At 72.2% G+C, this 23,407-nt stretch carries 23 protein-coding genes; 13 read left to right on the forward strand and 10 right to left on the reverse strand.

What is annotated here, in order from left to right:
- Positions 1-48: 48 nt before the first annotated feature.
- Positions 49-3,015, forward strand: coding sequence for a BTAD domain-containing putative transcriptional regulator (locus OG711_RS37340; protein WP_329563312.1), 2,967 nt, complete (start codon positions 49-51; stop codon positions 3,013-3,015).
- A gap of 339 nt (positions 3,016-3,354) precedes the next feature.
- Here OG711_RS37340 and OG711_RS37345 read toward each other — a convergent pair whose 3' ends face one another.
- Together OG711_RS37345 and OG711_RS37350 are read right to left on the reverse strand one after the other, a co-directional pair.
- On the reverse strand, positions 3,355-3,537 hold the full coding sequence (locus OG711_RS37345) for a hypothetical protein (protein ID WP_073788146.1): 183 nt from the start codon (positions 3,535-3,537) through the stop codon (positions 3,355-3,357).
- Complete coding sequence (locus OG711_RS37350; RefSeq protein ID WP_073788145.1) at positions 3,534-4,199, reverse strand: class I SAM-dependent methyltransferase; 666 nt, start codon at positions 4,197-4,199, stop codon at positions 3,534-3,536. Before OG711_RS37350 ends, OG711_RS37345 begins: the two co-directional genes overlap by 4 nt.
- 85 nt (positions 4,200-4,284) lie before the next feature.
- On the opposite strand from OG711_RS37350, the gene OG711_RS37355 reads away from it, so the two are divergent.
- Positions 4,285-4,917, forward strand: coding sequence for a TetR/AcrR family transcriptional regulator (locus OG711_RS37355; protein ID WP_178391021.1), 633 nt, complete (start codon positions 4,285-4,287; stop codon positions 4,915-4,917).
- Between the two features lie 276 nt (positions 4,918-5,193).
- Here the strand turns inward: OG711_RS37355 and OG711_RS37360 are convergent, their stop codons facing one another.
- The 4 genes from OG711_RS37360 to OG711_RS37375 all read right to left on the reverse strand — a co-directional run bounded on the left by OG711_RS37360 (position 5,194) and on the right by OG711_RS37375 (position 10,211).
- Positions 5,194-5,982: a phosphotransferase gene (locus OG711_RS37360; RefSeq protein ID WP_073788143.1), complete on the reverse strand. Its 789-nt coding sequence runs from the start codon at positions 5,980-5,982 to the stop codon at positions 5,194-5,196.
- 198 nt (positions 5,983-6,180) lie between these two features.
- Positions 6,181-7,515 (reverse strand): NAD-dependent succinate-semialdehyde dehydrogenase, encoded by a 1,335-nt coding sequence (locus OG711_RS37365; protein ID WP_266517843.1) that lies wholly within the window; start codon positions 7,513-7,515, stop codon positions 6,181-6,183.
- Between the two features lie 99 nt (positions 7,516-7,614).
- Positions 7,615-8,715 carry an alcohol dehydrogenase catalytic domain-containing protein gene (locus OG711_RS37370; protein ID WP_073788142.1) on the reverse strand — a complete coding sequence of 367 codons (1,101 nt, stop codon included), beginning with the start codon at positions 8,713-8,715 and terminating at the stop codon, positions 7,615-7,617.
- Positions 8,712-10,211, reverse strand: coding sequence for an APC family permease (locus OG711_RS37375; RefSeq protein ID WP_329563320.1), 1,500 nt, complete (start codon positions 10,209-10,211; stop codon positions 8,712-8,714). The genes OG711_RS37370 and OG711_RS37375 overlap by 4 nt, the downstream gene beginning before the upstream one ends.
- A 230-nt stretch (positions 10,212-10,441) precedes the next feature.
- On the opposite strand from OG711_RS37375, the gene OG711_RS37380 reads away from it, so the two are divergent.
- The 6 genes from OG711_RS37380 to OG711_RS37405 all read left to right on the forward strand — a co-directional run bounded on the left by OG711_RS37380 (position 10,442) and on the right by OG711_RS37405 (position 15,939).
- Positions 10,442-11,227, forward strand: a complete 786-nt coding sequence (locus OG711_RS37380; protein WP_329563322.1) for a TetR/AcrR family transcriptional regulator — start codon at positions 10,442-10,444, stop codon at positions 11,225-11,227.
- 236 nt (positions 11,228-11,463) lie between these two features.
- Entirely contained in the window at positions 11,464-12,006 is a 543-nt protein-coding gene (locus OG711_RS37385; RefSeq protein ID WP_329563324.1) for a metal transporter, read from the forward strand.
- 26 nt (positions 12,007-12,032) lie between these two features.
- Entirely contained in the window at positions 12,033-13,238 is a 1,206-nt protein-coding gene (locus OG711_RS37390) for a sensor histidine kinase (protein WP_329563326.1), read from the forward strand.
- Positions 13,235-13,897: a response regulator gene (locus OG711_RS37395; RefSeq protein ID WP_073788139.1), complete on the forward strand. Its 663-nt coding sequence runs from the start codon at positions 13,235-13,237 to the stop codon at positions 13,895-13,897. Before OG711_RS37390 ends, OG711_RS37395 begins: the two co-directional genes overlap by 4 nt.
- A gap of 99 nt (positions 13,898-13,996) precedes the next feature.
- Positions 13,997-14,917, forward strand: a complete 921-nt coding sequence (locus OG711_RS37400; protein ID WP_329563328.1) for an ABC transporter ATP-binding protein — start codon at positions 13,997-13,999, stop codon at positions 14,915-14,917.
- A complete protein-coding gene (locus tag OG711_RS37405; RefSeq protein ID WP_329563330.1) occupies positions 14,914-15,939 on the forward strand; it encodes an ABC transporter permease subunit in 1,026 nt (341 codons plus the stop codon). Before OG711_RS37400 ends, OG711_RS37405 begins: the two co-directional genes overlap by 4 nt.
- A gap of 64 nt (positions 15,940-16,003) precedes the next feature.
- On the opposite strand, the gene OG711_RS37410 is transcribed toward OG711_RS37405, so the two are convergent.
- Positions 16,004-16,657 (reverse strand): TetR/AcrR family transcriptional regulator, encoded by a 654-nt coding sequence (locus OG711_RS37410; RefSeq protein ID WP_329563332.1) that lies wholly within the window; start codon positions 16,655-16,657, stop codon positions 16,004-16,006.
- A 114-nt stretch (positions 16,658-16,771) separates the two neighbouring features.
- Between OG711_RS37410 and OG711_RS37415 the strand changes: the two genes are divergently transcribed.
- Both OG711_RS37415 and OG711_RS37420 read left to right on the forward strand, forming a co-directional pair.
- A complete protein-coding gene (locus tag OG711_RS37415) occupies positions 16,772-17,206 on the forward strand; it encodes a hypothetical protein (RefSeq protein ID WP_329563334.1) in 435 nt (144 codons plus the stop codon).
- Positions 17,207-17,337: 131 nt separating this feature from the next.
- Complete coding sequence (locus OG711_RS37420; protein ID WP_266510967.1) at positions 17,338-17,979, forward strand: SRPBCC family protein; 642 nt, start codon at positions 17,338-17,340, stop codon at positions 17,977-17,979.
- A gap of 178 nt (positions 17,980-18,157) precedes the next feature.
- On the opposite strand, the gene OG711_RS37425 is transcribed toward OG711_RS37420, so the two are convergent.
- Together OG711_RS37425 and OG711_RS37430 are read right to left on the reverse strand one after the other, a co-directional pair.
- Positions 18,158-18,964, reverse strand: coding sequence for a VOC family protein (locus OG711_RS37425; protein WP_329563336.1), 807 nt, complete (start codon positions 18,962-18,964; stop codon positions 18,158-18,160).
- Between the two features lie 93 nt (positions 18,965-19,057).
- A complete protein-coding gene (locus OG711_RS37430; RefSeq protein ID WP_073788133.1) occupies positions 19,058-19,468 on the reverse strand; it encodes a VOC family protein in 411 nt (136 codons plus the stop codon).
- Between the two features lie 365 nt (positions 19,469-19,833).
- On the opposite strand from OG711_RS37430, the gene OG711_RS37435 reads away from it, so the two are divergent.
- The gene (locus tag OG711_RS37435) at positions 19,834-20,298 is read left to right on the forward strand and encodes a DUF1801 domain-containing protein (protein ID WP_073788132.1); all 465 of its coding nucleotides are present in this window, start codon (positions 19,834-19,836) and stop codon (positions 20,296-20,298) included.
- Between the two features lie 244 nt (positions 20,299-20,542).
- Positions 20,543-20,737, forward strand: a complete 195-nt coding sequence (locus OG711_RS37440) for a hypothetical protein (protein WP_266510959.1) — start codon at positions 20,543-20,545, stop codon at positions 20,735-20,737.
- A 127-nt stretch (positions 20,738-20,864) separates the two neighbouring features.
- Here the strand turns inward: OG711_RS37440 and OG711_RS37445 are convergent, their stop codons facing one another.
- Positions 20,865-22,085: an erythromycin esterase family protein gene (locus OG711_RS37445; protein WP_329563344.1), complete on the reverse strand. Its 1,221-nt coding sequence runs from the start codon at positions 22,083-22,085 to the stop codon at positions 20,865-20,867.
- Positions 22,086-22,143: 58 nt separating this feature from the next.
- On the opposite strand from OG711_RS37445, the gene OG711_RS37450 reads away from it, so the two are divergent.
- The gene (locus OG711_RS37450) at positions 22,144-22,947 is read left to right on the forward strand and encodes a MerR family transcriptional regulator (RefSeq protein WP_329563346.1); all 804 of its coding nucleotides are present in this window, start codon (positions 22,144-22,146) and stop codon (positions 22,945-22,947) included.
- Positions 22,948-23,407 lie beyond the last annotated feature (460 nt).

Consider the following 23,407-nt stretch of genomic DNA (forward strand, 5'->3'; position numbering starts at 1 on the left):
ACGGGCGCGCACGAAATCCTGACGGTCCGGCGGCGATACACTGCGTCCATGCGCTACGGGGTACTCGGCCCGCTGGCCGTCTGGGACGCCGAGGGACTGCCGGTCAAGGTCCCCGAGGCGAAAGTGCGCGCCCTGCTGGCGAATCTGCTGATCCACGGCGGCGGCCCGGTACCCGCGGACCGTCTCATCGAGGACCTGTGGGCGGGCAGCCCGCCCGGCGGATCGGTCAACACCCTTCAGACCAAGGTCTCCCAACTGCGCCGTGTGCTGGGCCGTGAGCAGGTCGTCCGCGAACCCGCGGGCTACCGGCTGCTGCTGGCGGACGACGTGGTCGACGCGCTGCGCTTCCAGGAACTGGCCGAACGCGCCCGCGCCCACGAGGAACCGGCGGTGCGCGGAGACCTGTTCGCCGACGCGCTCGCGTTGTGGCGGGGCCCCGCGTACGCCGATGTCGCCGAGCCCCTGTCCGCCCGCGGTGAGATCGACAGACTGGAAGAGCTGCGCCTTACCGTCCTGGAGGACCAGGCCGAGGTACGGCTGACCCTGGGCGAACACCTGGCGCTGGCCCCCGAGCTGGGCGAACTGGTGGCGCGGCATCCGCTGCGCGAACGACTGCGCATGGCCCAGATGCGCGCGCTGTACCGGGCCGGGCGGCAGGGCGACGCGCTGTGGAGCTTCCAGGAGCTGCGCCGTCGGCTGGCCGAGGAGCTCGGGGTGTCGCCCGGGCCCGCGGTCACCGCGCTGCACGAGGCGGTCCTGCGCCAGGAGCCGCATCTGGCCCCGCCGACCGTCGAATCACTGTCCTGCCGTACCAACCTCCCCGCGCCGCTGACCTCGTTGATCGGCCGACGGAAGGCGGTCGGCCAGGTGCGAGCGTGGCTGAGCCCGGACTCCCGTACCCGGCTGGTCACCCTCACCGGTCTCGGCGGGGTCGGCAAGACCCGACTGGCGACAGCCGCGGCACGCGACATGACCGACCGGTTCCCCGACGGGGTGTGGCTGGTCGAACTGGCCGCTCTGGACGCCACGTCGACCCCGGACGACATCGCCGAACGCGTCATCACGACGCTGGGACTGTGCGACACCGCGGCGTCGGAACCGGACCTCGACGACCTGGTGGGCTGGCTGTGCCGGGCGGTCGCCGAGAAGCGCCTGCTGATCCTGCTGGACAACTGCGAGCATCTGATCGAACCGGTCGCCGCGCTCGCCGGAGCCGTGCTGACGGCGGTGCCGGAGGGGCATCTGCTGGTCACCAGCCAGGAAGCCCTCGGTATCCCCGGCGAGAGGGTGCACACGGTGCCACCGCTGGCGCTGCCGGAGCACACCGGTCCGGGAGCGGTCGCCCGGGCGGGCGCCGTCGAGCTGTTCGTGGAGCGGGCGGCGGCAGCGGTGCCCGGCTTCGTCCTCGACGCGGACAACGCGGCGGCGGTCTCCGCGATCTGCCGTCGGCTGGACGGCATTCCGCTCGCCCTGGAACTCGTGGCCCCCCGGCTGCGCACGCTCAGCCCGGACGAGCTCGCCACCCGTCTGGACAGCAGGTTCACCCGGCCCGAGGTCCACGCCCGCGGGCTGCCGGCGAGGCAGCGGACGCTTCGGGCCATGCTCGACTGGAGCTGGCAACTGCTGACCGAGGACGAGCGGACCGTGCTGCGTCGGCTCTCCGTGCACGCCGACGGCTGCACACTGCCGACCGCCGAGGCCGTGTGCGCCGACCGGGACCTGCCCACCGACCGGGTGCCCGAACTGCTGTCCCGGCTGGTCGACCGTTCGCTGGTGGTCCGGGAGGCGGGCCGGTTCCGGCTGCTCGAATCGGTTGCCGCCTACTGCGCGGAACGGCTCGCGGACGCGGACGAGACGGCGACCCTGCGCACGCGGTTCGTGCGGTGCCACACCGAACTGGCCGAACAGCAGAGCGCCCTGCTGCGCGGCCCCGACCAGCGGCGCGGCTTGGAGCGCCTCGACGCGGAGACCGTCAATCTGCGCCGCGCCCTCGACCTCGCGGTCGCGGGCGACGACGCCGGACACGCGCTGCGGCTGGTGAACGCCCTGACGTGGTACTGGTTCCTGCGCGGTCGCCTGATCGAGGCCCGCAGATCGCTGCGGGCCGCGCTGGCCGTCCGGGGCGGGACCGTCCCGGACGCACGACTGGCGGCGCGGGCCTGGCTGACCGGAATGGAACTGCGCACCTCACCCACCGACGCGGCACCGGAACCGGTCGGTGGGGACCCGGCGGCCGGTCTCGGCGATCCGGTGCTCCGGGCCCGGTTGCGGTGGTTCGTCGGCACCGGTCTGACCGGCCACGGCCACCACCGCGAGGGACGGCGACTGGTGGAGGCGAGCCTGGCCGGCGCGCGGTCCGCCCGGGACCACTGGGCGGAGGCCGCGGCCCTGGTCGAGCTCGCCGGTCATGACCCGGCCCAGGGCGCATCCCACGCGGAACTGGGCGCCGCCCTGTTCCATGAGGTCGGTGACCGCTGGGGGCAGCTCCGGGCCACCCGGGCACTGGCCCTCGTGGCCGAACGCGACGGCGACCACACGCGGACCGAACGGCTGCACCAGGAAGGTCTGCTGGCCGCCGAGGAACTCGGGCTGTGGACGGAGGTCGTCGAGGCACTCACCTGCCTCGGCCGGACCGCCCTCGCCACCGGCCGGTCCCGGCGGGCGACGGAACTCTACGAGCGCGCGCTGTCCGTCTCGGCCGAACGGGCCCACCGCCGGGGCGAGATCCGCGCCGAGACCGGACTGGGGCTCGCCGCGCGCCTCCGCGGTGACGAGGAGACCGCCCGACGCCATCTGAACCGCGCCCTGGCCAAGACCCGTTCAACGGCCATGGCCGCCGACGCCCTGGACACGGCCGCCGACATCCTTTGCACAGCCGCCGACACCGCCGACACCGCCGACACCGCCGACACCGCCGACACCCCGGACACGCCGCCGGAGCCGGAGCCCGCGCGGCCACGGCGGACCGGGAACCGGGACGCCCCGCCGCCCGGGGCCGTACGATCCGCTCCATGACATCCCGCCGCCGCCCCCTCGGGAACGGCCCCCAGGAGCCCCCGCCCCACCCTCCTGCCGACGACGAGCCGGCCCACAGCCGGGTCAGCGCGACCGAGGCCGACCTCGAGGGAGGCCCGCTCTACCGACAGGACAACGCGGACGAGTTGGAAGGCCTCAGAGCACGAGGTCTGTTCACCGCACAGCCCCGCACCGGTACCAGGCCGGGACGCCGGGGCCGCTCGGACTGACCGGACCCACCGGGCGGCGCCCGCGCTCCGCGCCCGGCGCCTTCCCCGGAAGGGAGGCTGCCGGGAGTGCCCGTGCGGCCCACGCGGGCGGGAGGGACCGGACGGGGGTTCACCGGAGGCGGCGGCGCAGCCACCAGTACCCGAGTGCCGCGGCGACGCCATGCGCCGCGAGCACGGTGGCGGCCAGGACGAGCCCCGCCGGACTTCCCCGCCAGAAGTGCCAGGCGACGCCGATGAGGATCAGCGCGAGGGCCGCATGACGTACGGCCCCCCGGGACGGGCCGCGGCTCACAGGCCCGCCGCCCCCGTCGGCCTGGCCGCCCGCACCCAGTGCAGGAAGGGGCGCAGGTCCCCCGACGCGGACACGTCGAATCCCGCGCCGCGGACCAGGGGCGTCAGGAGGTCGACGCGGTTGTCCCGCATGACGGGGCCGACCGTCACGCCGACCAGTCGCCGGGCCGCCCGGCCCCGGGGCGGCCGGTAGTCGGCGAGCAACAGTCTCCCGCCGGGCCGCAGCACGCGGAACATCTCCGCGAGTGCCCGCTCGCGGCGGTCCTCGGGGATGTGGTGGAACGCCAGGCTGGAGATCACCAGGTCGAATGTGCCGTCCTCGCAGGGAAGTTCCTCGGCCACCCCCTGGGCAAAGGTGCAGTGGTCCCGCCGGGCGTGACGCCGGGCGTAGTCGATCATCGCCGGTGCCGGATCGATACCGGTCACCGTCCCGCCCGGGGTCACCGATCGGGCCAGCAGACCGGCGAGATAGCCGGTGCCGCATCCGATGTCGAGCGCCCGCTCACCGGGCCGGGCCCCGCTCAGTTCCACCAGCCGTCCGTACAGCCGCTGTCGTCGGCCGGCGAACACCACTGCGGAGAGGGCCTCGTATGCGCGGGCCCGTCCGATCGCGTTCGGTGCCGCAGGGTCGTGATGACCGTGCAGGAGATGTCGCAGATCCATCCCCACTCCTTACTTAGTGGCGACTAAGAACAGTCGTATCTTAGTCACGACTAAGTTGTGGGCGGGCTGCTATATCCTGAACGGCGTGAACTCCTCCCAGCCGCCCGCTCGATCGGCAAAGCCGCGCGGAAGGCGTCTGACCGCTCCCGAACGGCGCGAATCGATCCTGCGCGCCGCGACGGAGGTCTTCAGCGAGACGGGCTACCTACGGGGTAGGACATCCTTGATCGCGGCCCGCGCCGGGGTGAGCGAACCCGTGATCTTCAACAACTTCGGGACCAAGCCGGCCCTGTACGCGGCCGTGCTGGAACGCGCCGTGATGTCCGTCTGCCGCACCCTGCGCGAAGCGGCCCTCGGCGGCGAGAGCGTGCCTCAGGTGCTCGGGCGGTTCCTGGAACCGGCCCACGTCGAACGCTTCCACCGCCCCGGGGCCATCGGCTTCCTGTTCGCCGACGCCTCGACCCTGACATCCGACCCCGGCGTCGGCGAGGCGGCCGGTGAGTACTTGCGCGCCTTCGCCGCGGAACTGGCCGACCTGCTGCGCCAAGGCCAGGCGGCAGGCGGCATCCGCGCCGGGATCAACGCCGACGCCGCCGCTTGGTGGCTGCTGTCGATGGTGGCCACGCGTGCCTTCCGCGCCACCGCCATGCCCGGAGCCGACAGCCTGGAAGCCGATCTGACCGCGATGACCCTGGCCACCCTCACCACCGGCATCTGACTGCCTGGGCGCTCTTCGCCCGCCCGACCGGTGCTGGACGCACCCTCCCCGTGCCACGCACGTCTCGGATCCCCCGCCGAGAGGCCCCGTCGTACTGGGAGCCGACACGGCTCCGATGGCTCCATGACACGGTTCACGCCTTGCCAATTCTTCCCGGTATCCCTTGAAGGGCGCGGAAAACATGCACGGGCGCGCCTGTAGCGCCCCGTACCCGAGGCATACCTGTGACCCGGGGACCGGCGAAGCGAGGACCGACCTGCGTCCGTGGAGCAGCGCCTACGACTGCCTGTCCCGGGCTTCGGAGGCACGCGCGGCGAAGTTGTCCTCGATCCACCGGGCGTCCGTCAAATACCGGCGGTCGTGTCCCTCCGCCACATGCGCGCTGAACGCCGGGTGACCCGCCGCGGCGAGCCCCCGCATCCACACCACGAGCGTCCTCAACCGCTCGGCCGCCGTGACCGGCAACCGGGCCCGCTCCTCCGGGGACAGACCGTAGGAGTCGGCGAACAGGGCGAGTCGGCGCCGTGCCTCCGGAATCGGGACGGTGTGCTCCACCTCGTCCGGGGCGTACAGCGGGACGAAGCGGTAGGCGGTGTAGGCGGCGTCCCACAGCCGGGGGCCCGGATGGGCCGTGTCGAAGTCGATGAACGCGAAGGGGAGCCGGTCCCGGAAGACGGTGTTGTACGTCGCCGCGTCGCCGTGGCAGATCACCTCCGCCGGTTCACGCGGGGGCAGTTGCCAGACATCGTCCCGTGTCCGGGCGAATCCGACGGTGGCGTCATGGAGATCACGCAGCAGGCGCCCGGCGGCCACCAGCGAAGCGTCGCTCCGCACTTCGGGTGCGGCGAAGTCGTGCCCCACCTCGCCGGGCAGGTACTCGACGAGTTCCTCGGCACCGTCGCCGCTGAGCCCGTACGGGCGCGGCGCGCCGGTGAACCCCGCTTCGCGCAGATGCCCGAGCAGCCGCTGGACGGTGACGCTCCAGGCTCCGGCGGGGCGCCGGACCAGACCGCCTTCCCGGACGACCCGGTTCACGCCGCCGACGAACACCTCGCGATCATCCACGAAGCCAGGCTAGCCGGACCGGCCACCCTCGGCAGCCGAGTTTCCGCGGGGCGGGTGACGCGGTCGGGGCCGCCTCACGCGCCCGCACCAGCCGCACCGGCGGTCACAGGCGCACCGGCCGCACCCGCACCCCGTACCGGCGGGGACCCGGCTCCCGCCGAGTCCCCGCCGAGTCCCTGTGGAGCGCCGTCGGCTCCGCTAGACGATCGTCCGGATGAGCTTCTTGTTCACGAACTCCTCGATGCCCGGCCGGCCGAGCTCGCGGCCGAACCCGGAGCGCTTGACGCCGCCGAAGGGCAGTTCGGCGCCCTCCGCCCCGACACCGTTGACGAAGACCATGCCGGCCTCGATCCGGTCGGCGACCCGCTCGGCCTGCGACGGGTCGTTGGTGAAGAGGTACGAGCCGAGACCGTAGGGCGTGTCGTTGGCGATCCGTACGGCGTCCTCCTCGTCGGAGGCGGTGAAGACCATCGCCACCGGGCCGAACAGCTCCTCCCGGGCCGCCGCGTGCTCGGTGGTGAGGCCGGTCAGGACACCGGCCGGGAAGTAGGCCCCGCGTCGCTCGCCGGTGCTGTGCAGGGTCGCCCCCTGGGCCACGGCCGCGTCGACCTGACGGCCCAGGTTCTCGGCCGCGGCGGCCGACGACAGCGGCGCGCCGGTCTCGCCGGCGAGCAGCTTGGCGGTGAACCGCTCGACGAACGCGTCGTGGAGGTGGTCGAGGACGACGAACCGCTTGGCGGCGTTGCACGCCTGGCCCGTGTTGTCGAGGCGGGCGGCGACGGCGGATTCGACCACCGCGTCGAGGTCGTCGGTGGACAGGACGATGAAGGGGTCGGAACCGCCGAGTTCGAGGACCACCTTCTTGAGGTGCCGTCCGGCGATCTCCGCGACGGCCGAACCGGCCCGCTCGGACCCGGTCAGCGAGACGCCCTGGATCCGGGGGTCGGCGATGACGTCGGCGATCTGCTCGTTGGTGGCGTACACGTTGACGTAGGCGCCGGCCGGGAAACCCGCCTCGGCGAACAGCTTCTCCAGCAGCGCCGCGGTGGCCGGGCACTGCGGCGCGTGCTTGAGCACGATGGTGTTGCCGATGGCGAGGTTGGGGGCGGCGAAGCGGGCGACCTGGTAGGCCGGGAAGTTCCACGGCATGATCCCGAGGAGCGCTCCCACCGGGCTGCGCCGGATGACAGCGGTCCCGGGGCCCGAGACGACGCCGATCGGCTCGTCGGCCAGGTACTCCTCGGCGTGGTCGGCGTAGTAGCCGTAGATGTCGGCGCAGAAGTCGACCTCGCCCTCGGCCTCGGCGAGCGGCTTGCCCATCTCCTGGACGATGCTCGCGGCCAGCTCGGCCCGGCGCTCGGTGTGCAGCTCACCGAGGCGCCGCAGCAGTGCGGCCCGCTCGGCCACGGACCCGGTGCGTCCCCAGGCGGTGGCCGCGTGGGCGGCGTCGACGGCCGCCGACACCTCGGCGTCCGTGGCGGTCGGGTAGGTAGCGGTGATCTCACCGGTGGTCGGGTCGGTGACGGCGTACATCATGCCTCCTGGGAGCTGGTCGGGGGACAGCCGCGGCCGCTGTCCCCCTCAAGTGTGCGACGGCCGGAGCCGGTGCCGCGGTCCGGCCGGAAAGCTGCCTCAGGGTTCGAGAATCGTTCGGACCCCGGTGTTCGAACGGAGATCGTCAAGGGCGTCCGCGGCCTCGCTCAGGGGCCGGGTGCGCCCGATCAGGTCGTCCAACGGCAGCCTTCCGGACAGATAGAGACGGGCCAGCTTCGGGATGTCGATCTCCCCGATGCTGGAGCCATAGTTGCAGCCCAGGATACGTTTGCCCTGGTCCGCGAGGTCGAAGGGGTCGAATGTGGCGGTCGCGCCGGTCGCCGCCATCCCCACCAGCACCGCGGCCCCGCCCGAGGTGAGCATGGCCGGGAGGGTGCTGATGACCTTGGGGCTGCCGATCGCCTCGAAGGCGTGGTCGACCCCGCCGAGCTCGTCCTGGCACCAGGCGGCGACATCGGCCGTGTTGCCGTCGAGGGTGTGGGTGGCGCCGAACCGCCGGGCCGCGGCGAGACGTTCGGGGGAGAGGTCGACGGCGATCACGGGGTCGGCGCCGACCAGCCGCAGGCCCATCACGACGGAGAGTCCGACGCCGCCCGTCCCGATCACCACCGCGGACTCGCCGGGGCGGACCCCAGCGGTGTTCACGACGGCGCCGATACCGGTCGTCACGGAGCAGCCGAGCAGGGCGCCGATGCTGAAGGGGAGCTCGTCCGGGACCTTCACCGCGGCGACCTCCGGCACGACCAGCCGCTCCGTGAAGGCGCCGAGTCCCAGGTAGGGCCAGACCGGCTCGCCCTGGTCGTCCGCGAACGCGGTGGTGCCGTCGGGGAGCATGTTGGCGACGGCCTTGGTGCCGGTGCACAGCCACGCCTCACCGGCCACACAGCGGCGGCAGCGGCGGCACGGCGCGAACCAGGACAGGACGACATGGTCACCGGCCCGCACCGAGGTGACGCCGTCCCCGACCGAGGTCACCACCCCGGCCGCCTCGTGTCCGAGGACGAGCGGGCGGTCGGTGGGCCAGTCGCCCGTCACGACATGCAGGTCCGAGTGGCAGACGCCCGCCGCGCGGACCTCGATCTCGACCTCGCCCGGTCCGGCGGGCCGGACCGACACGTCACGGGACCCGAGCCCCGAGACGGGGTCGAGGACAAGGGCGGGGGAAAGCTTCGGCGTCATCGGGATGCCTTCTTCTCTTCGGTGGCCGGGCCTTCGGTGGCCGGTGTGGCGGGGAGCTTGGTGTGGGGCTTGGCGATCACGACGTAGAGCAGGCCGACGACGAAGAGGACGGAGAAGACCAGGATCACGGCCCAGACCTGGACCCAGCTGCCGTCGGCAGGGGCGAGCTCGACACGGGGCCAGGCGATGTTGACGGCCTCGAAGAGCAGCCACACGACGGCGATCACATTGACCACCAGCCCCGCCCGCCCGAGCCTCAGCCGTCCCGCGGCGGGGTTCCACCGGCCGGTCAGCCGGGCGACGAGCGCCACGACCGCGACCGTGAGGAAGATGAAGTAGAAGCCGCCGGAGCCGAAGGCGATCAGGGTCGCGGCGGCATTGCCGTTCAGCCCGAGCAGCAGTCCGAGGCTGGCCAGCACGGCCGTCACGATGAGCGAGACGTACGGGATCTGGCGCGGCCCGACGGTGGCGAGGGTCGGGGAGAACGGCAGCTGGCGGTCGCGGGCGAACGCGAAGACGGCGCGGCCGATATAGGTCTGGATCGAGATGGCGCAGGCGATGAACGCGATCAGGACGACCAGGATGAACGGCTTCTCGCTCCATCCGCCCAGGCCCTCCGTCACGGCGGTGAAGACCGGGTCCGCGAGCGCGCCGGACACGGCGTCCTCGGGCTTGCGCAGGGCGAGCGTCACGGCGAGCCCGGTCAGCAGGACCGTGAGGGCGACGAAGAGATAGGCCCGCAGGAGCGCCCGGGGGACGCTGCGCCTCGGCTGCTCGGTCTCCTCGGCCACCTGTGTGGTCGCGTCGAAGCCCAGGAACGCCCAGCCGGCGACCGCCAGCGCGGTCAGGAAGCCCGCCAGCGCCGATCCGCCGGAGACCGACTCCGCGCCGAGGGTCTCGAAGAGGATCCCGAACCCGTTGTTGTGCACGAAGAGCAGCAGGAACACACTCACCGCGATCGAGGCGACACCCTCGGCGATGATTCCGGCGTTGAGGAAGTGCTTCACCGGGTTGACGCCGAGGAGGTTGATCCCGAGGGCCACCGCGATGAAGACCACACCGAGGAGCACATGGGAGGTGGTCGACAGCGTGCCGTCACCGAACAGCATGTGCAGCCAGGTCGCCCCCAGATAGGCCACGGTGGTCAGGGACGCCACGGCGGAGGCGAGATAGATCCAGCCCACCATCCAGCCGAGGCGTGGCCCGCCGAGCCGCCGCACCCATTGGTACACGCCGCCCGTGACCGGGAACTGGGACGACAGCTCGGCGTAGACCACGGCGACCGTCAGCTGCCCGAGAAAGGCGACGACGACCGCCCAGATCCAGGCGGGGCCCGCGAAGACGAAGCCCAGCTGGACGACGGCGTAGACCCCGACGACGGGTGAGATCGTCGCGAATCCGATGGCGAACACGGCCCAGGTCGACAGGGTCCGTCTCAGCTCCTGCTGGTAGCCGTACTCGGCGAGTTCGCCGGCGTCGGTGCGAGTGTCGTCCACATTGATCTCCTGTACAGGTGCTGCGCGCTGGTCCGCGTGCACGGGCCGTGCCCGTCGGCGCGGGGGTCGCAACCGGCACGGTGCGCTCCGGGTGCCGGTCCGACGGGGCGGTGAGGTGTTCCACCGACCCCAGGGCGGGATACCGCCCGAGCTGCGGATCTCTGCGAACCGCTCGTTATTGGTCGCCTGGCCAATTGCCGATTGGTCACTCACTCAATAACATTCGCCCCATGACGTCAAGGGATACCGGCACACGAACCCGCAAGGCGCCGGCCGAGCGCCGCCACGAGATCATCCGCGCCGCCGCGCGGGTCGGGCTCGCCGAAGGACTGGAGTGCGTCACCCTGCGGCGGATCGCCGACGAGCTCGGCGTCCAGCCCGGACTCGTCGGCCACTACTTCCCCGCCGCCGACACCCTGGTGGCCGACGCCTTCACCAGCGCCACCATGGCCGAACTCGACGGACTCCTCCCCGCGGCCCCGGCGGACCCCGCCGACCTGGAGAGCCCCAAGGACCCCGCGACCCCGGCGCACCCCGGCCACCCGGAGAGCCCCGCGGCCCCCAAGGACCCCGCGGCCCCGGCGGACCCGGACCGCCCCGGGCACAAGGACCCCCTGAGCACCCTGCGCCGCTTCTTCACCCTCATCGCGAGCACCGAGTTCGACAACGTCAGCAAGCTCTGGCTGAACGCACGGCACCTGTCGCGCTACCGCCCCGTGCTCCGGGACCACGTCATCGACCAGGAACTGCTCTGGTGCCGCCGCATCGAGCAGCTGATCGCCACGGGCGCGAGCGCGGGCGTCTTCCGCTGCGCTAACCCCTGGGCGGCGGCGGTGCGCATCCTCGTCGCGATCGACGGAAGCAGCGCCTACATCAACACCAGTGCCGACACCCGTACCGCACCCATCGCCGATCTGGCCCGCACCGTCGCGGAGACGGAACTCGCGCTGCCGCCCGGCAGCCTGGCCGCCGAAGGGACCACCATGCTCCCGGACACCTCAACAGGCGCCCGCTGAACGGCGCTTGAGACCCTGCGCCGCAGAGCACGACCGAACAGCACGGGGCGACCGTGGTGATGGCCACCCACGACGCGGACGTGGTGGCCCGCGACCGGGTCGTCCGGCCGCGCGACGGCCGGGTCGTACGAGACGGCCCGGCCTGCCGCAACCCTCCCCGAGCACGGTTCCGTCCACGCCCGTCCCGTACTTTCGGCCGGTACGCGAGGCGCCGGAGGTTTTCTAGCCTGAGCGGTATGGATACAGGGGAGCGGCGGACGCGACCGGCCGGCAGGACGTTCGACACGGGGCTCGGTGCCGTGTTCGTCCTGGGGATCGTCTTCACGGCATACATGTTCATCACCAGCTGGGGCGGTGTCTCCTGGATGTTCGGCTCGGCCGTCTCGGTCGCCGTGAGCGGACTCGCGCTGCTGCGCGCACGGTGGAAGCCGCTGCCCGTGTGCGCGGGCCTCGTCGTGACATCCACCGCCGTCGTGGTGTCGTTGACCGCCGGGGACGACCTCCCGCAGGAGCCCGCGCCCGTCACGGCGCTGGCCCTGGCGGTACTCGTCGGCTCCGCGCTCAGGACCCTGCCGAGGGGACCGGCCGCCGGGATCGCCGTCGCTGGCGCTGTGCTGACCGGGATCATCTGGTCCGAAGGCCTGAGCGGCGTGCCGGTCCTCGCGACGACCGGGATGGCCGCCGCCCTCGTGACGGGGCCGGTGCTGCGCGGCCTCGACCGCGACCGGCGCACCGATCGTGCGCCGCGGGGCGCCCGTGCCGACGAATCGCGGCCGTAGTGCGACCGGAGCACCAGGAGGAACCGGTGAACACCGCCCGTACCCCGCCACCGCCGAACGGGTCGGCTCCCGGGCGGGGAGCGTCCGCCCTGACCGAGGTGATCGTCCCGGCCCGATGGGCCAGGGCCGTCCCCGCCCTGGGGCTCGGCGTCACGTTCCTCGCGGCGATCGCCGTCCAGGCCCTCGCCGTCGCACAGACCTGGGGAGTCGCGCCGTCGATACCCGGAGCCCTCGCCGCCACGCTGGTCTCCGCGCTCGCTCTGAACCGCCGTCGGAACCGGACCTGGACCGCGGTCGCGGGCCTCGCCGTCACCGCGTCGGCGGTCCTCGTCCCGCTGCTGCCCGGCACCCGGCTGCCCGCCGGACTCGGCCCCTCCCTGGCGCCGGCCCTGGCCGTGCTCACCGCCTCCGCGGTCAGAACGCTGCCGGTGGCGCGGGCCGGGGCCGTCGCGGGCGGCGGTTTGGTACTGATCGCCGCCCAGTCGGCCGCCCGACCCGCGTCGGCGGTGGTGGCCATCGCCGCGGCGGCCTGGCTGGCCGCCCTCGGGGCCGGGCTGTCGCTGCGTATGCTCGACGACCGGGCCAGGGCCACCGCCGAACAGGTCCGCAGGTCCGAACGGCTTGAGCTGGCACGCGAGTTGCACGACATCGTGGCCCACCACATCACCGGGATGCTGATCCAGTCCCAGGCCGCCCGGATCGTCGCGCGACGCGACCCGGAGAACGTGTCGCGGTCGCTGGCCGGGATCGAGGCGGCCGGCTCCGAGGCCATGGCCGCGATGCGACGCGTGGTCGGACTGCTGCGCGACACCGACGACGCGGCGCCCGCCTCACCCGGACCCGAGGAACTGAGCGCGCTCGTCGAGCGCTTCAGCCGCCAGGGCCCGGACGTACGCCTGAACATGCCCGACCACGACACGGGCTGGCCGCCGGAGGTGACCAGCACCGTGCACCGCGTCGTCCAGGAGTCCCTGACGAACATCCTGCGGCACGCGCGGCACGCCCGCTCCGTCGAGGTCACCGTCGGCCGCGCCCCGGACCGCGTCACCGTCGAGGTCACGGACGACGCCCCGCCGAACCCCGCCCGGCCCCAGCACCGCGGCGGGTACGGTCTGATCGGCATGCGCGAACGCGTCGAGACGCTCGGCGGCTCGCTGTCCGCCGGCCCCCGGCCCGGCGCCGGCTGGTCCGTACGGGCAGCCCTGCCCGTCCCCATCAGGGAGCCCGGATGACCATCACGGTCCTGCTCGCCGACGACCAGGCGATGATCCGCCACGGCCTGCGGCTGATCCTGGAGGACCAGCCCGACATCACCGTCATCGGGGAAGCCGCGGACGGCGTCGAGGCGATCGCGACGGCCCGGCGGCTGCGGCCCGACGTATGCCTGGTGGACATCAGGATGCCCGGACTCGACGGCATCGCGGTCACCCGCGCACTGGCCGGCCCTTCCGTGACCGACCCGATGCGGGTCGTCGTCGTCACCACGTTCGACCTCGACGAGTACGTGTACGGGGCGCTGCGCGGCGGCGCGGCGGGATTCGTCCTCAAGGACGCGGGTCCGGCCCTGCTCATCGAGGCCGTCCGCGCCGCCCACAACGGTGAGGCGCTCGTCTCCCCGTCGGTCACCCTCCGGCTGCTGAACCACCTGAACGCGACCGGGGCCGCGCCCCGCGGGCGCGCCGCGCAGACACCGCAGCTGTCCGGACGCGCGCTCGAAGTCGTACGGGCCATCGCGCGCGGCCGCACCAACCAGGAGATCGCCGCCGAGCTGTTCATCACCCTCAGCACGGTCAAGAGTCATCTGTCGGGCATCCAGACCAAGCTCGGGGTCCGCAACCGCACCGAGATCGCCGTCTGGGCCTGGGAGAACCGCGTCGTCGACCGGACCTGAAGGCCGCCCCCGCGCACCGGCCGGAAGTACGGCCGCCGGTAACGGGAACCGTGCTTTCGACCGATGCCGGGAAAGACCCGGGAATTCCAGGATATGGGCATGCCATACATGGAATCCCCGCCGGCGTTCCACGCCGAGGGTTTGACGAAGAAGTACGGCCGCCGCCGCGGGCCGGCCCTGCGCGATGTGGACCTCACCATCCCCTCCGGCCGGGTCATCGGGCTCGTCGGCCCCAACGGAGCGGGCAAGTCGACCCTGTTGCACCTGGCCTGCGGGCTGATCGAGCCGACATCCGGCTCGCTGACGGTACTGGGATCACGCCCCGCGGCGAACGCCTCGCATCTGGCCCGGGTGGGATTCGTCGCGCAGAACACCCCGGTGTACGGCTCGTTCACCGTCGCCGAACACCTCAGATTCGGCGCCAGGATGAACCCGGCGTGGGACCAGGCCCTGGCCGAGCGGCGCATCGGCCAGGTGGGGCTGAACCCCGCACAGAAGGCGGGACAGCTCTCCGGCGGCCAGCGGGCACAACTGGCGCTGACCATCGCCGCCGCCAAACGCCCCGAACTGCTGATCCTCGACGAACCGGCCGCGGCACTCGACCCCTTGGCCCGCCGGGGGTTCCTGGAGAACCTGATGGAATTCGTACGCGAGCTCGGCGCCAGCGCCGTGCTCTCCTCGCATCTGCTCGGTGACATCGAGCAGGTCTGCGACCACCTCGTCGTCCTGTGCGACTCGCGGGTGCAGCTCGCAGGCGACACCCGGGACCTGCTGGCCACGCACGCCCGGCTCGTCGCACCACGCGGCGAGCTGGACCCGCTGCCCACCTGGGTCGACGTCATCTCGAGGGACCACCACGGCGAGCACAGCAGCGCCGTCGTCCACATCGGCGACACCTCCCGGGCCCTGCCCCATCAGGTCCGGCCCGTCACCCTTGAGGAACTCGTCCTCGCCCATATGACCCGGGCCGCCGCCCGACCCGCCCCGACCGGGGCCGAAACCTGGGGGACACCGCGATGATGTGGCTGACCTGGCGACAGTTCCGCGGCCAGGCGCTGGCCGCCGCCTGCGCGATGGTGGTCGTCGCCGCGTACCTGGCGTACCTCGGCGGGGACATCCGCGACGCGCACGACGCCCACCAGGCCATCTGCCGCGACCGGGCCGACTGCGCCCGGGCGACGAGCCAGTTCCGCGGCGCCTACCAGAACACCCTCCTGTTCCTGGCCGCCGGACTCGCCCTGATCCCCGCCGTCATCGGCACCTTCTGGGGAGCTCCCCTGCTGGCCCGGGAGCTGGAGAACGGCACCCACCGACTGGCGTGGAACCAGAGCGTCACCCGCCCGCGCTGGCTCATCGGCAAGGTCCTGTTCGTCGGCTCGGCCGCCGTGCTCGTCACCGGCACGGCCTCGGCCCTGCTCACCTGGGCGGCCCACCCCTTCGACGAAGTGGTCAAGGAGGAGTTCAGCACCTTCGTGTTCGGCACCCGGGGCATCGTCCCGATCGGCTACGCCGCGCTGGCCCTCGCCCTCGGCACCGTCGCCGGACTCCTGCTGCGCCGGACCCTGCCCGCGATGGCCGTGACGCTCGTCGTCTTCCTCGCCTTCCAGTTCTTCTTCCCCAACGTGGTGCGCCCCGCCCTGATACCGCCGGAGAGGGCCACGCTGGCGATGACGGCCACGGCCATCAACGGCGCGCAGAACCTGGGCGGCATCGGCGGCGGCTCCGTCATCGGCGGGGTCAGGATCCCGGACGCGCCCGACGCGTGGATCGCCGGGACGAGTCCGCTGCGCACCCCGGACGGCCGGACCCTCGGCGGGCCCGAGTTCAACGCCTGCCTCGACAGCCCGCCCAGGACCGGCGCGGGCGGCACGTTCGGCGACACCGCGGTGTGCCTCGCCGGGCACGACCTCCATATCGACGTCCGCTACCACCCCAGCAGCCGCTACTGGGCGTTCCAATGGCTGGAGACCGCGATCTACCTGGCACTCAGCGGTGTCCTCACCGCGTTCGCCGTTCGGCGGATCCGGCGCCGGGTGAGCTGACGCCCGTCGACGCGCGGGAACCGGGTCCCCGTCAGGCGGCGGGCGGAGGTGGGGTGCTCGCGCGTCAGGCCGGGGGAGTCAGCAGGTCCTCCAACTCGGCTTCGAAGAGCAGGGAGGGGTCGAAGTCCATCCCGCCGAAGTGACCCGCCAGCTCCAGTGACAGCAGGCCGTGCAGCCGGGTCCAGACGACCAGGGCCCGGTGAAGGGCGGCAGGCGGGGCGGGATGGTCGCCTGCCCAGCCCCGGTGCCCCGCCAGATGGGTGCCGAACGGCGTCGCGGGGCTGTCCGGGACGAGCTCCGCGCACGCGTCGAGCAGCGCGGTCATGATCTCGGCGGAGATCGCGGTGATGTCCTCGGGCGCGTGGTAGCCGGGGACAGGCGTTCCGTAGATCAGCAAGTACCGCTGGGGGTCCTCCAGCGCCCAGCCGCGCAGGGCGTGCGCCAGCGGGGCCGGCCCCGTGCCGGTGGACGACGCCGAACGCAGCGTCCCGGCGAGACTTCGGTACGCCTCGCGGATGAGTTCGGTGATCAGGTCGTCGCGGCTGGCGAAGTAGCGGTAGAGCGCGGGTCCGCTCATCCCCATCCGCTTGGCGATCGCGTTGAGGGAGAGCGCGGACGCTCCCGCCGTGGCGATCTGCTCCCACGCGTGTTCCTTGATCTCCGCCCGCACCTGGGCGCGATAGCGCTCCCGCGGTGTCGTGGCGTCGGTCTCCGGCATGGCCCGCCCTCTTCCTCACCCGTAACGCTACAGCTCCATAAGTTAGTTAGAAGCTATCACGACAGCTGTTGACCTCTCACGGTGCGGGGCGTTATAACTTCTCACCAAGGCGAGATGCTCTATCTCGCCGCGGTGTGCGGTACGGCCACGCCACCGACCGCTCCACCGGACGAGAGGAACTCCGTGGCCACCACGGTCGAGTCACCCCACCCCCGTACGGGCCGCAGCGTCCCGCTGCCGGTGACCGTCGCCTCCTGGGCCGTCCTCGTCATGATCGTCGGCCAGTTCTCCCTGGTCGCGGCCGTCCCGGTCGTGATCACGATGTTCGGCGCGCTCCGGCACGTCCCCGACCTGACGGTGCGCTGGGCGGCCACCCTGCTCGCCGGTACCTACGCCGTCCCGCTCGTCGTATGGCTGACCCGGCCCGACGGGGCGCGGAGCCTCTCCCAGGACATGCACCCGCTGTCCTTCGGGCTGATCGTCGCCGCGTCCGCCGCAGTGATCGTCGCGCTCCACCGGACCCGGCGCCGCCACCCTTCCGCACGGTGACGAGCGCCCCGCGCAGCCGCCCGACCCCCGCCCATCGGCCCCGCATCCACCGCCCGGCGCATCCGCGCACCCGACACATGACCCGGGCTCAACAAACCACGCACCGCACACCGACCGACAAGGGAAACACCATGCCCGTCATCCGCAGCACCAGCACCAGCACCCGCGCCGCCCTGCTCGCCGCCCCGCTCGTCGCCGCTCTCCTCGGCACCGCCGCCGTACCGGCCGCGGCCGCCCCCTCCCCGCCCGGCGAGTCGCTCACCTGCCGCGGGGAAGGTGTCGACCCCGACGCACTCGTCCGCCACCGGACCGAGACCGTGATCCAGGCGCCGCTGCGCACCATCTGGAAGCTCCAGACCGATGTGGAGCGCTGGCCGTCCTGGAAGGCCGCCGTCACCACCGCGGACCGCCTCGACCACGGTCCCTTCCGGCCCGGTTCCGCGTTCCGCTGGACGATGCCGGTGCCGCCCAACCCCGTGACGTCCGCCCCCAGCCTGGACATCACCTCGACCGTGGAACAGCTGAAGCGGAACTCCTGCATCCGCTGGACCGGCCCCGCGACCGGTGAGGGACTGCGCATCGACGGCGTCCATGTGTGGACCTTCACCAAGGTCAAGGGCGGTGTCCGGGTGAGCACCGAGGAGACCCACACCGGCCCCCAGGTCGAGGCGAACGTCGGAATCGCGACCGGGATCCTTCGCCAGGGCCTCGAAGCATGGCTGCGCGACCTGAAGACCGCCGCCGAGGCCCGCGCCCACGACCGGCCGTGCTGAACCGCACCCCGGACCCACCCCCGCACGGCGTCCCCTTCGGCCCGCTTCCCCGGCGACCGACGGGCCTCGCCTGAGAACGGCGCAACGCCCCGTCACCCACACAAAGGGCGACGGGGCGTTGCCGTGTCCGCTCAGGGTCCATCCGGTCCCGGCCCGCGAGCGGCCGCTCGCGTCGCGGTCACGCGCGTGCGGTGACCCTCCAGTGGTAGCCGTCCAGGTCGGTGAAGTGCCCGGCGTAGTCGCCCTGTCCGGTCTCGGCGGCAGCGCCGGTGACCCGGCCGCCGGCCGGGCCCACGGCCGCGAGAAGGGTGTCCACGTCGTCCCGGGAAGCGGCGGTGTGGGTGAGGACGAGCGCGGAGAAGCCGTCGCCGTTCTCGTCGACGCCCGCGTCCTTGGCGAGGGCCTTGCGCGGCAGCAGACCCAGCCGGCACACCCCGTCGGCGATGGTGAAGTCGATGAACTTGTCGCCGTAGTCGCGGTCCACGCTCATGCCCAGCGCCTCGTAGAACACCTTGGACGTCTTCGGCTTGGCGACGCCGAGATAGACGGCGGTCTCGGTCGGCCTCGGCGGGTCGGGGACGGCGTCCGTGTCCTTCTTGGAAGCGGCGGCCAGCTTCCAGACGGCCCCGTCCGGCGACCGGTAGACGGCGGCGAACTCGCCGAACATCTCCTTCTTGGCAGGCTTGACGACCGTCGCACCCTGGGCGGCGGCGGTGTCGAGGAGGGCCCTGACCTCGGCAGGCTGACTCACGATGGAGGACAGCACATAGCCGCGGAAGCCCGAGGTCGCCGGATTCGCACCGGACTCGGCGGCGAGTGCCTCGATCTGCTGGAGGCCGAGCCGTCCGGTGCCGTTGAGGTCGAGACCGGCCGTGCGGCCGTCGTCAGCGGCCGTGGCCGTGGACGAGAACGCGGACGAGTAGAAGGCGCTCGCGCCTTCCACCTGCGGTACGCCGATAGTGATGAGGTCGACGGAGAGCGCCATCGGATGGCTCCTTCATACGGTGAGGGGTGGGTCGGGCCGGTAGCCGGAGTGTTGCGGCCGTGCTCACTCGGGTGAGCTGATCGGTACGGGCACTCAGCTGAGCTGGTTGATACGGACGAGGTTGCCGGCGGGGTCACGGAAAGCGCAGTCACGCACCCCGTAGTCCTGGTCGATGGGCTCCTGGACGACATCCGCGCCCGCCGCCTGGAGACGGTCGAAGAGGCCGTCGAGGTCGTCGGTGGCCAGCGTGACGGCGGTGTACACGCCCTTGGTGATGAGTTCCAGGACGGTGCGGCGCTCCTCGTCGGTGACACCCGGGTCGGTGGCGGGCGGGTGCAGCACGAGGGAGGTGCCGGGTTGGCCCACCGGCCCGACGGTGATCCAGCGCAGCTCCTCGTAGCCGACATCGTTGCGGACCTCGAAGCCCAGGATGTCGCGGTAGAAACCCAGAGCGGCCTCGGGATCGGTGTGCGGCAGGAAGGCATGGTGAATGGTGATGCTCATATCCCTCACGCTAGGCAGAGCCACCGGGCGCGGGCTTCTTGATTCCTGACCGGTCTGCTCACCGGCTCGCCCTGACAGGGCGGCATCCCGCCCCGGCCCGGCGGCGGCCACGACGGTGGACACCGGGTCCTGGCCCACCCGGACCGGACGACGGCCAGGAGCGCGCCCGTGGAAGAAGGCTCGCCCACGGGCAGAGGTGTGCCCAGGGCGGATGCAGACCCAGGAGCACAGGTGTACCCGGGAGCATGAAGCGGGCATCGATCAGGAATCGAGAAGCGCCAGGTCTCCCGGCCCGACTAGCGTCAGGAACACTTCACACCGATCACTACCGATTCACACCGATCACGACCAGGAGAGTGACAGCGATGAGCGAGAGCACCGGCACCGACGGCAAGAAGAGCACGAACGGCTTCTCCGAGCAAGAGCGTGCCGCCATGAAGGAGCGTGCCGCCGAGCTGAAGAAGGAGGCGAGCCGTGGCCGTGGCAACAAGGCCGCCGCCGAGGAGCTCGACGTGCTGGCGAAGATCGCGGAGATGGAGGCATCGGACCGCGCGGTGGCCGAGCGCATCCACGCCATCGTCACCGCCAACGCCCCCGACCTGTCGCCGAAGCTCTGGTACGGACAGCCCGCCTACGCCCGCAAGGGCAAGGTCGTCTGCTTCTTCCGAAGCGGGCAGGTCGACAAGGAGCGCTACTCGACCTTCGGTTTCACCACGGCGGGCAACCTCGACGACGAGAGCGGCCTGTGGCCCACGTCCTACGCCGTGACCGAGCTGAGCGACAAGGCCGAGAAGGCGCTCGTCGCCCTCGTCAAGAAGGCCGTCGGCTGACACCACGCCGAGGCGCGGCCCGGCCCGGCTCCCCGAGCACGGGCCGGGACACATCGGGGTCATCGAGGTACGCCCCCATCAGGCACACCCCACCGTGAGGCACACCCACGGCGACGCACACCTGCCGTGACGCGTCTCCAAGGTCCCGTGGAACTCCAACCACGACCCGACAGCGCTCCGATGACCGGCCAGCAGGTCTGGGAGGATCAGCGGGACCGAACGGATGAACGCGGGAAGTGGGGACATGATCGCTCTGGTGTTGCTCGTCGTACTGGCGCTCGTTGTCGGCGGGTGCGTATGCGTGGTCTGGGCGGAACGTGGTGGACCCCGTTGGGTCCGTGCCGTCGCGACCATGACCCGCACCGCGAGCGGGATGGCGCGGCGTGCGGAGCGGAACCGACGCCGCGGTCTGACCGGGGACAGCGGCGACGGCGGCTAGAGATGTGACCGGAAAGGGTTCACCGGCCCGCGACGCCCGGCACCGTGCCTCGATCGACGCCCGGCACCGCGTCTGGACGCACGTCCCACGAGCGCACCGGTGCCGAGAACGCCTTCGGAGGAGCGCCCTATGAGCGCCCCGCGGCCGGGCTCGGCGGGACATCCTTGACGAACACGATGCCGTCACTGTCCGCCAGATGGGCCGGGTCCGAGGGGGAGTACCCGAACCAGGGGGACACACGGGGCGCGGGCAGCGCGCCGCCGAGGGCGGCGGCCAGTCGCGGCGCGTCGACGACGCAGCGGTCCTCCGCAAGCGCGTACAGAAGTCCTTCGACGGTGTCCGGCGGCGGTGTGTCCACTCCCTGGTGCCGGATCGTGCCGAGGGCCGTGGCGACGAAGGCGTATTCGTCGCCGAGCTGGGCGCTCACCAGCGCACCCGCGCTCCACCACTCCACCGGCCTCCCGCCCATTCGCATCGTGCTCTTCTCCCGCTGGAGATGGGAGTTGTGGGCGTGGACGAGTGCCGGGCCCCGAGCGGCGAGAGCGAGGAGATTGTGGGCCATCATCTGATCCCGCACGCTCACGAGCCGGGTCATCCGGGCCGGTGAGGTGTCGGCCATCCAGTGGTGGTAGCGAAGCAGTCCGGTCGCGGTGCGCCCGTGCAGCCGCGCCCGGTCCCAGCCGTCCCGCGAGGCCGTCGCGAGCAGGTGCGGCGTCTGCGCGTCGAGCAGCGCCACCAGATCGTCGGCGAGCAGCCGCAGCCGACCGGCCTCGGCCGACTGCCCGACGGACCGGGCCGGGTCCCTCATCGCGGCGGGATCGGTCCACCGGCCGTCGGCGCCGAGCAGCCGGTCGAGCGTTTCCCCGGTGCAGGGGAGCAGGCTCGCGTCGATCCGGGTCGAGAGATAGTCGTGGAGTGCGGTGAGTGCGTGCCGGGGGCTCGCGGCGCCGGTGATCTCCAGCGGGCCGTCGAAACCGGCGAAGCGGACCCGCTCGGACGCGGGCCGACCGTCGTTGTGGGCGCGTATCCAGCGGACGAGCTCCCGGTTGGCCGCGAAGGCGCCCCAGCCATGGCTGAATCCGCGCTCCATCACCTCGTCCAGGGTGCCCGTGCCTGAGGTGACGTAGTCGTCCACGACCAGGCCCGTCACGCAGTCGCTCTCGATCGCGACCGTCCGGTAGCCCTCCTGCTCGACGAGTTCCCGGAAGAGTTCGTTGCGCAGTTCGAGCAGGGTGTCCTCGCCGTGGGTCGGTTCGCCCAGCGCGAGCAGCCGAGGCCGGGCCGGGAGCAGCCGCATGACGGCGGCAGCATCGACGGCACAGGCGGTGTCCTTGATGTCGGTAGCCATACCTTGAACGGTATCGTTGAACTTTCGATTGAAACTTTTCCGCGATAACCTCCGCCCGATGGAGCGGAACCTTCAAAGTGCCAAGCGGCTCAGGCCTGTTGACCTGGCGCGCGGACACGGTCTGTCCACGCAGGCGATCAGGAACTACGAGGCGGCCGGCATCCTTCCGCCCGCCGGTCGCACACCCCACGGCTACCGCACCTACACCCCGTTGCACGTGGCGGCCCTGCGCGCGTTTCTCGCCTTGCTGCCCGGCCACGGCCACCCGACGGCGACATCGATCATGCGGGCCGTGAACCAGGGCATGACCGATCAGGCGTTCCACCTCATCGACGGGAGCCACGCCCAACTCCTCGACGACCGGCGGACCCTCCAGGCCGTGGAAAACGCCCTCCATGACCTTGGCGTCACCGCGACGCCCGCGCTGCCCCCAGGGCCCGTCGCCACCCCGGCGCCCGACCCCACCCCGGCGGCCCACCCCACGCCGACGCCCGGATCCGCCGTGGTGTCCGGGCCGGGCGCTACGTTCATCGGGCCGCTGGCGGGAAAGCTCGGCATTCGGCCCGCGACACTGCGCAAATGGGAGCGCGCCGGCCTGGTGCGCCCGCGCCGCGACCCGCGGACCGGGTACCGCGTCTACGACGAGACCGATGTACGCGACGCCCGGCTGACCCACCAGCTCAGAAGGGGCGGCTACCTGCTGGAGCAGATCGCCCCGCTGATCGCCCAAGTACGGGCGGCCGGTGGGGTGGAGCTGCTGGAGGCCGCACTGTGCGACTGGCGCGACCGGCTGGCGGCCCGTGGGCGCGCGATGCTGACCGGGGCCGCGGAGCTGGAGGCGTACCTGCGTGAGCGCGGGTGAGACTTCGGTGGTCGCGCCGGGCCCGTACCACCACGCAGGGTCCCTGCCGACCGGGGGGCAGGGCAGGAACCTCGGACCGCGGCTCCGGAACCGCGGCACACGGCACTCCGGAACGGTTCGCGCAGCCAACAGGTGGTCGGAGCGTCGCGCGCCTCCTCACGGAAATCGTCGTTGACGAAGGCCGCGACCTGGCGAGCGTATCGAGCGGCCCGGGAAGGCCGGCGGAAGGCCGTACCCGGCAGCCGGATCGGCCTCGGCGGCGGACGCGCGCAGGAGAGCGCGCCCGGGAGCCGGATCGCGCTGCCGCACGCCTTCGCCATGGCGTTTGTCCGCCGTGCCACAAGTGGGACCGATCGGGCACCAGTTGGGGTGTTCGGCGCTTTGGTGAACCTCAACCGCCCTTCTGAGCTGGGCTGTTGAGAGAGATGACGGCTGGTGTCGAAGCGCATTGGATCTTGCG

The organism is Streptomyces uncialis (genome assembly GCF_036250755.1).
Classification (GTDB): Bacteria; Actinomycetota; Actinomycetes; order Streptomycetales; family Streptomycetaceae; genus Streptomyces; species Streptomyces uncialis.

Coding starts and splice junctions, on each gene's coding strand:
- OG711_RS37415 (WP_329563334.1), top strand. CDS start 16,772: ATGCTCTATCTCGCCGCGGTGTGCGGTACGGCCACGCCACCGACCGCT.
- OG711_RS37430 (WP_073788133.1), bottom strand. CDS start 19,468: ATGAGCATCACCATTCACCATGCCTTCCTGCCGCACACCGATCCCGAG.
- OG711_RS37450 (WP_329563346.1), top strand. CDS start 22,144: ATGGAGCGGAACCTTCAAAGTGCCAAGCGGCTCAGGCCTGTTGACCTG.
- OG711_RS37380 (WP_329563322.1), top strand. CDS start 10,442: ATGACGTCAAGGGATACCGGCACACGAACCCGCAAGGCGCCGGCCGAG.
- OG711_RS37395 (WP_073788139.1), top strand. CDS start 13,235: ATGACCATCACGGTCCTGCTCGCCGACGACCAGGCGATGATCCGCCAC.
- OG711_RS37435 (WP_073788132.1), top strand. CDS start 19,834: ATGAGCGAGAGCACCGGCACCGACGGCAAGAAGAGCACGAACGGCTTC.
- OG711_RS37445 (WP_329563344.1), bottom strand. CDS start 22,085: ATGGCTACCGACATCAAGGACACCGCCTGTGCCGTCGATGCTGCCGCC.
- OG711_RS37385 (WP_329563324.1), top strand. CDS start 11,464: ATGGATACAGGGGAGCGGCGGACGCGACCGGCCGGCAGGACGTTCGAC.
- OG711_RS37440 (WP_266510959.1), top strand. CDS start 20,543: ATGATCGCTCTGGTGTTGCTCGTCGTACTGGCGCTCGTTGTCGGCGGG.
- OG711_RS37410 (WP_329563332.1), bottom strand. CDS start 16,657: ATGCCGGAGACCGACGCCACGACACCGCGGGAGCGCTATCGCGCCCAG.
- OG711_RS37350 (WP_073788145.1), bottom strand. CDS start 4,199: ATGGATCTGCGACATCTCCTGCACGGTCATCACGACCCTGCGGCACCG.
- OG711_RS37365 (WP_266517843.1), bottom strand. CDS start 7,515: ATGTACGCCGTCACCGACCCGACCACCGGTGAGATCACCGCTACCTAC.
- OG711_RS37425 (WP_329563336.1), bottom strand. CDS start 18,964: ATGGCGCTCTCCGTCGACCTCATCACTATCGGCGTACCGCAGGTGGAA.
- OG711_RS37370 (WP_073788142.1), bottom strand. CDS start 8,715: ATGACGCCGAAGCTTTCCCCCGCCCTTGTCCTCGACCCCGTCTCGGGG.
- OG711_RS37400 (WP_329563328.1), top strand. CDS start 13,997: ATGCCATACATGGAATCCCCGCCGGCGTTCCACGCCGAGGGTTTGACG.
- OG711_RS37405 (WP_329563330.1), top strand. CDS start 14,914: ATGATGTGGCTGACCTGGCGACAGTTCCGCGGCCAGGCGCTGGCCGCC.
- OG711_RS37340 (WP_329563312.1), top strand. CDS start 49: ATGCGCTACGGGGTACTCGGCCCGCTGGCCGTCTGGGACGCCGAGGGA.
- OG711_RS37420 (WP_266510967.1), top strand. CDS start 17,338: ATGCCCGTCATCCGCAGCACCAGCACCAGCACCCGCGCCGCCCTGCTC.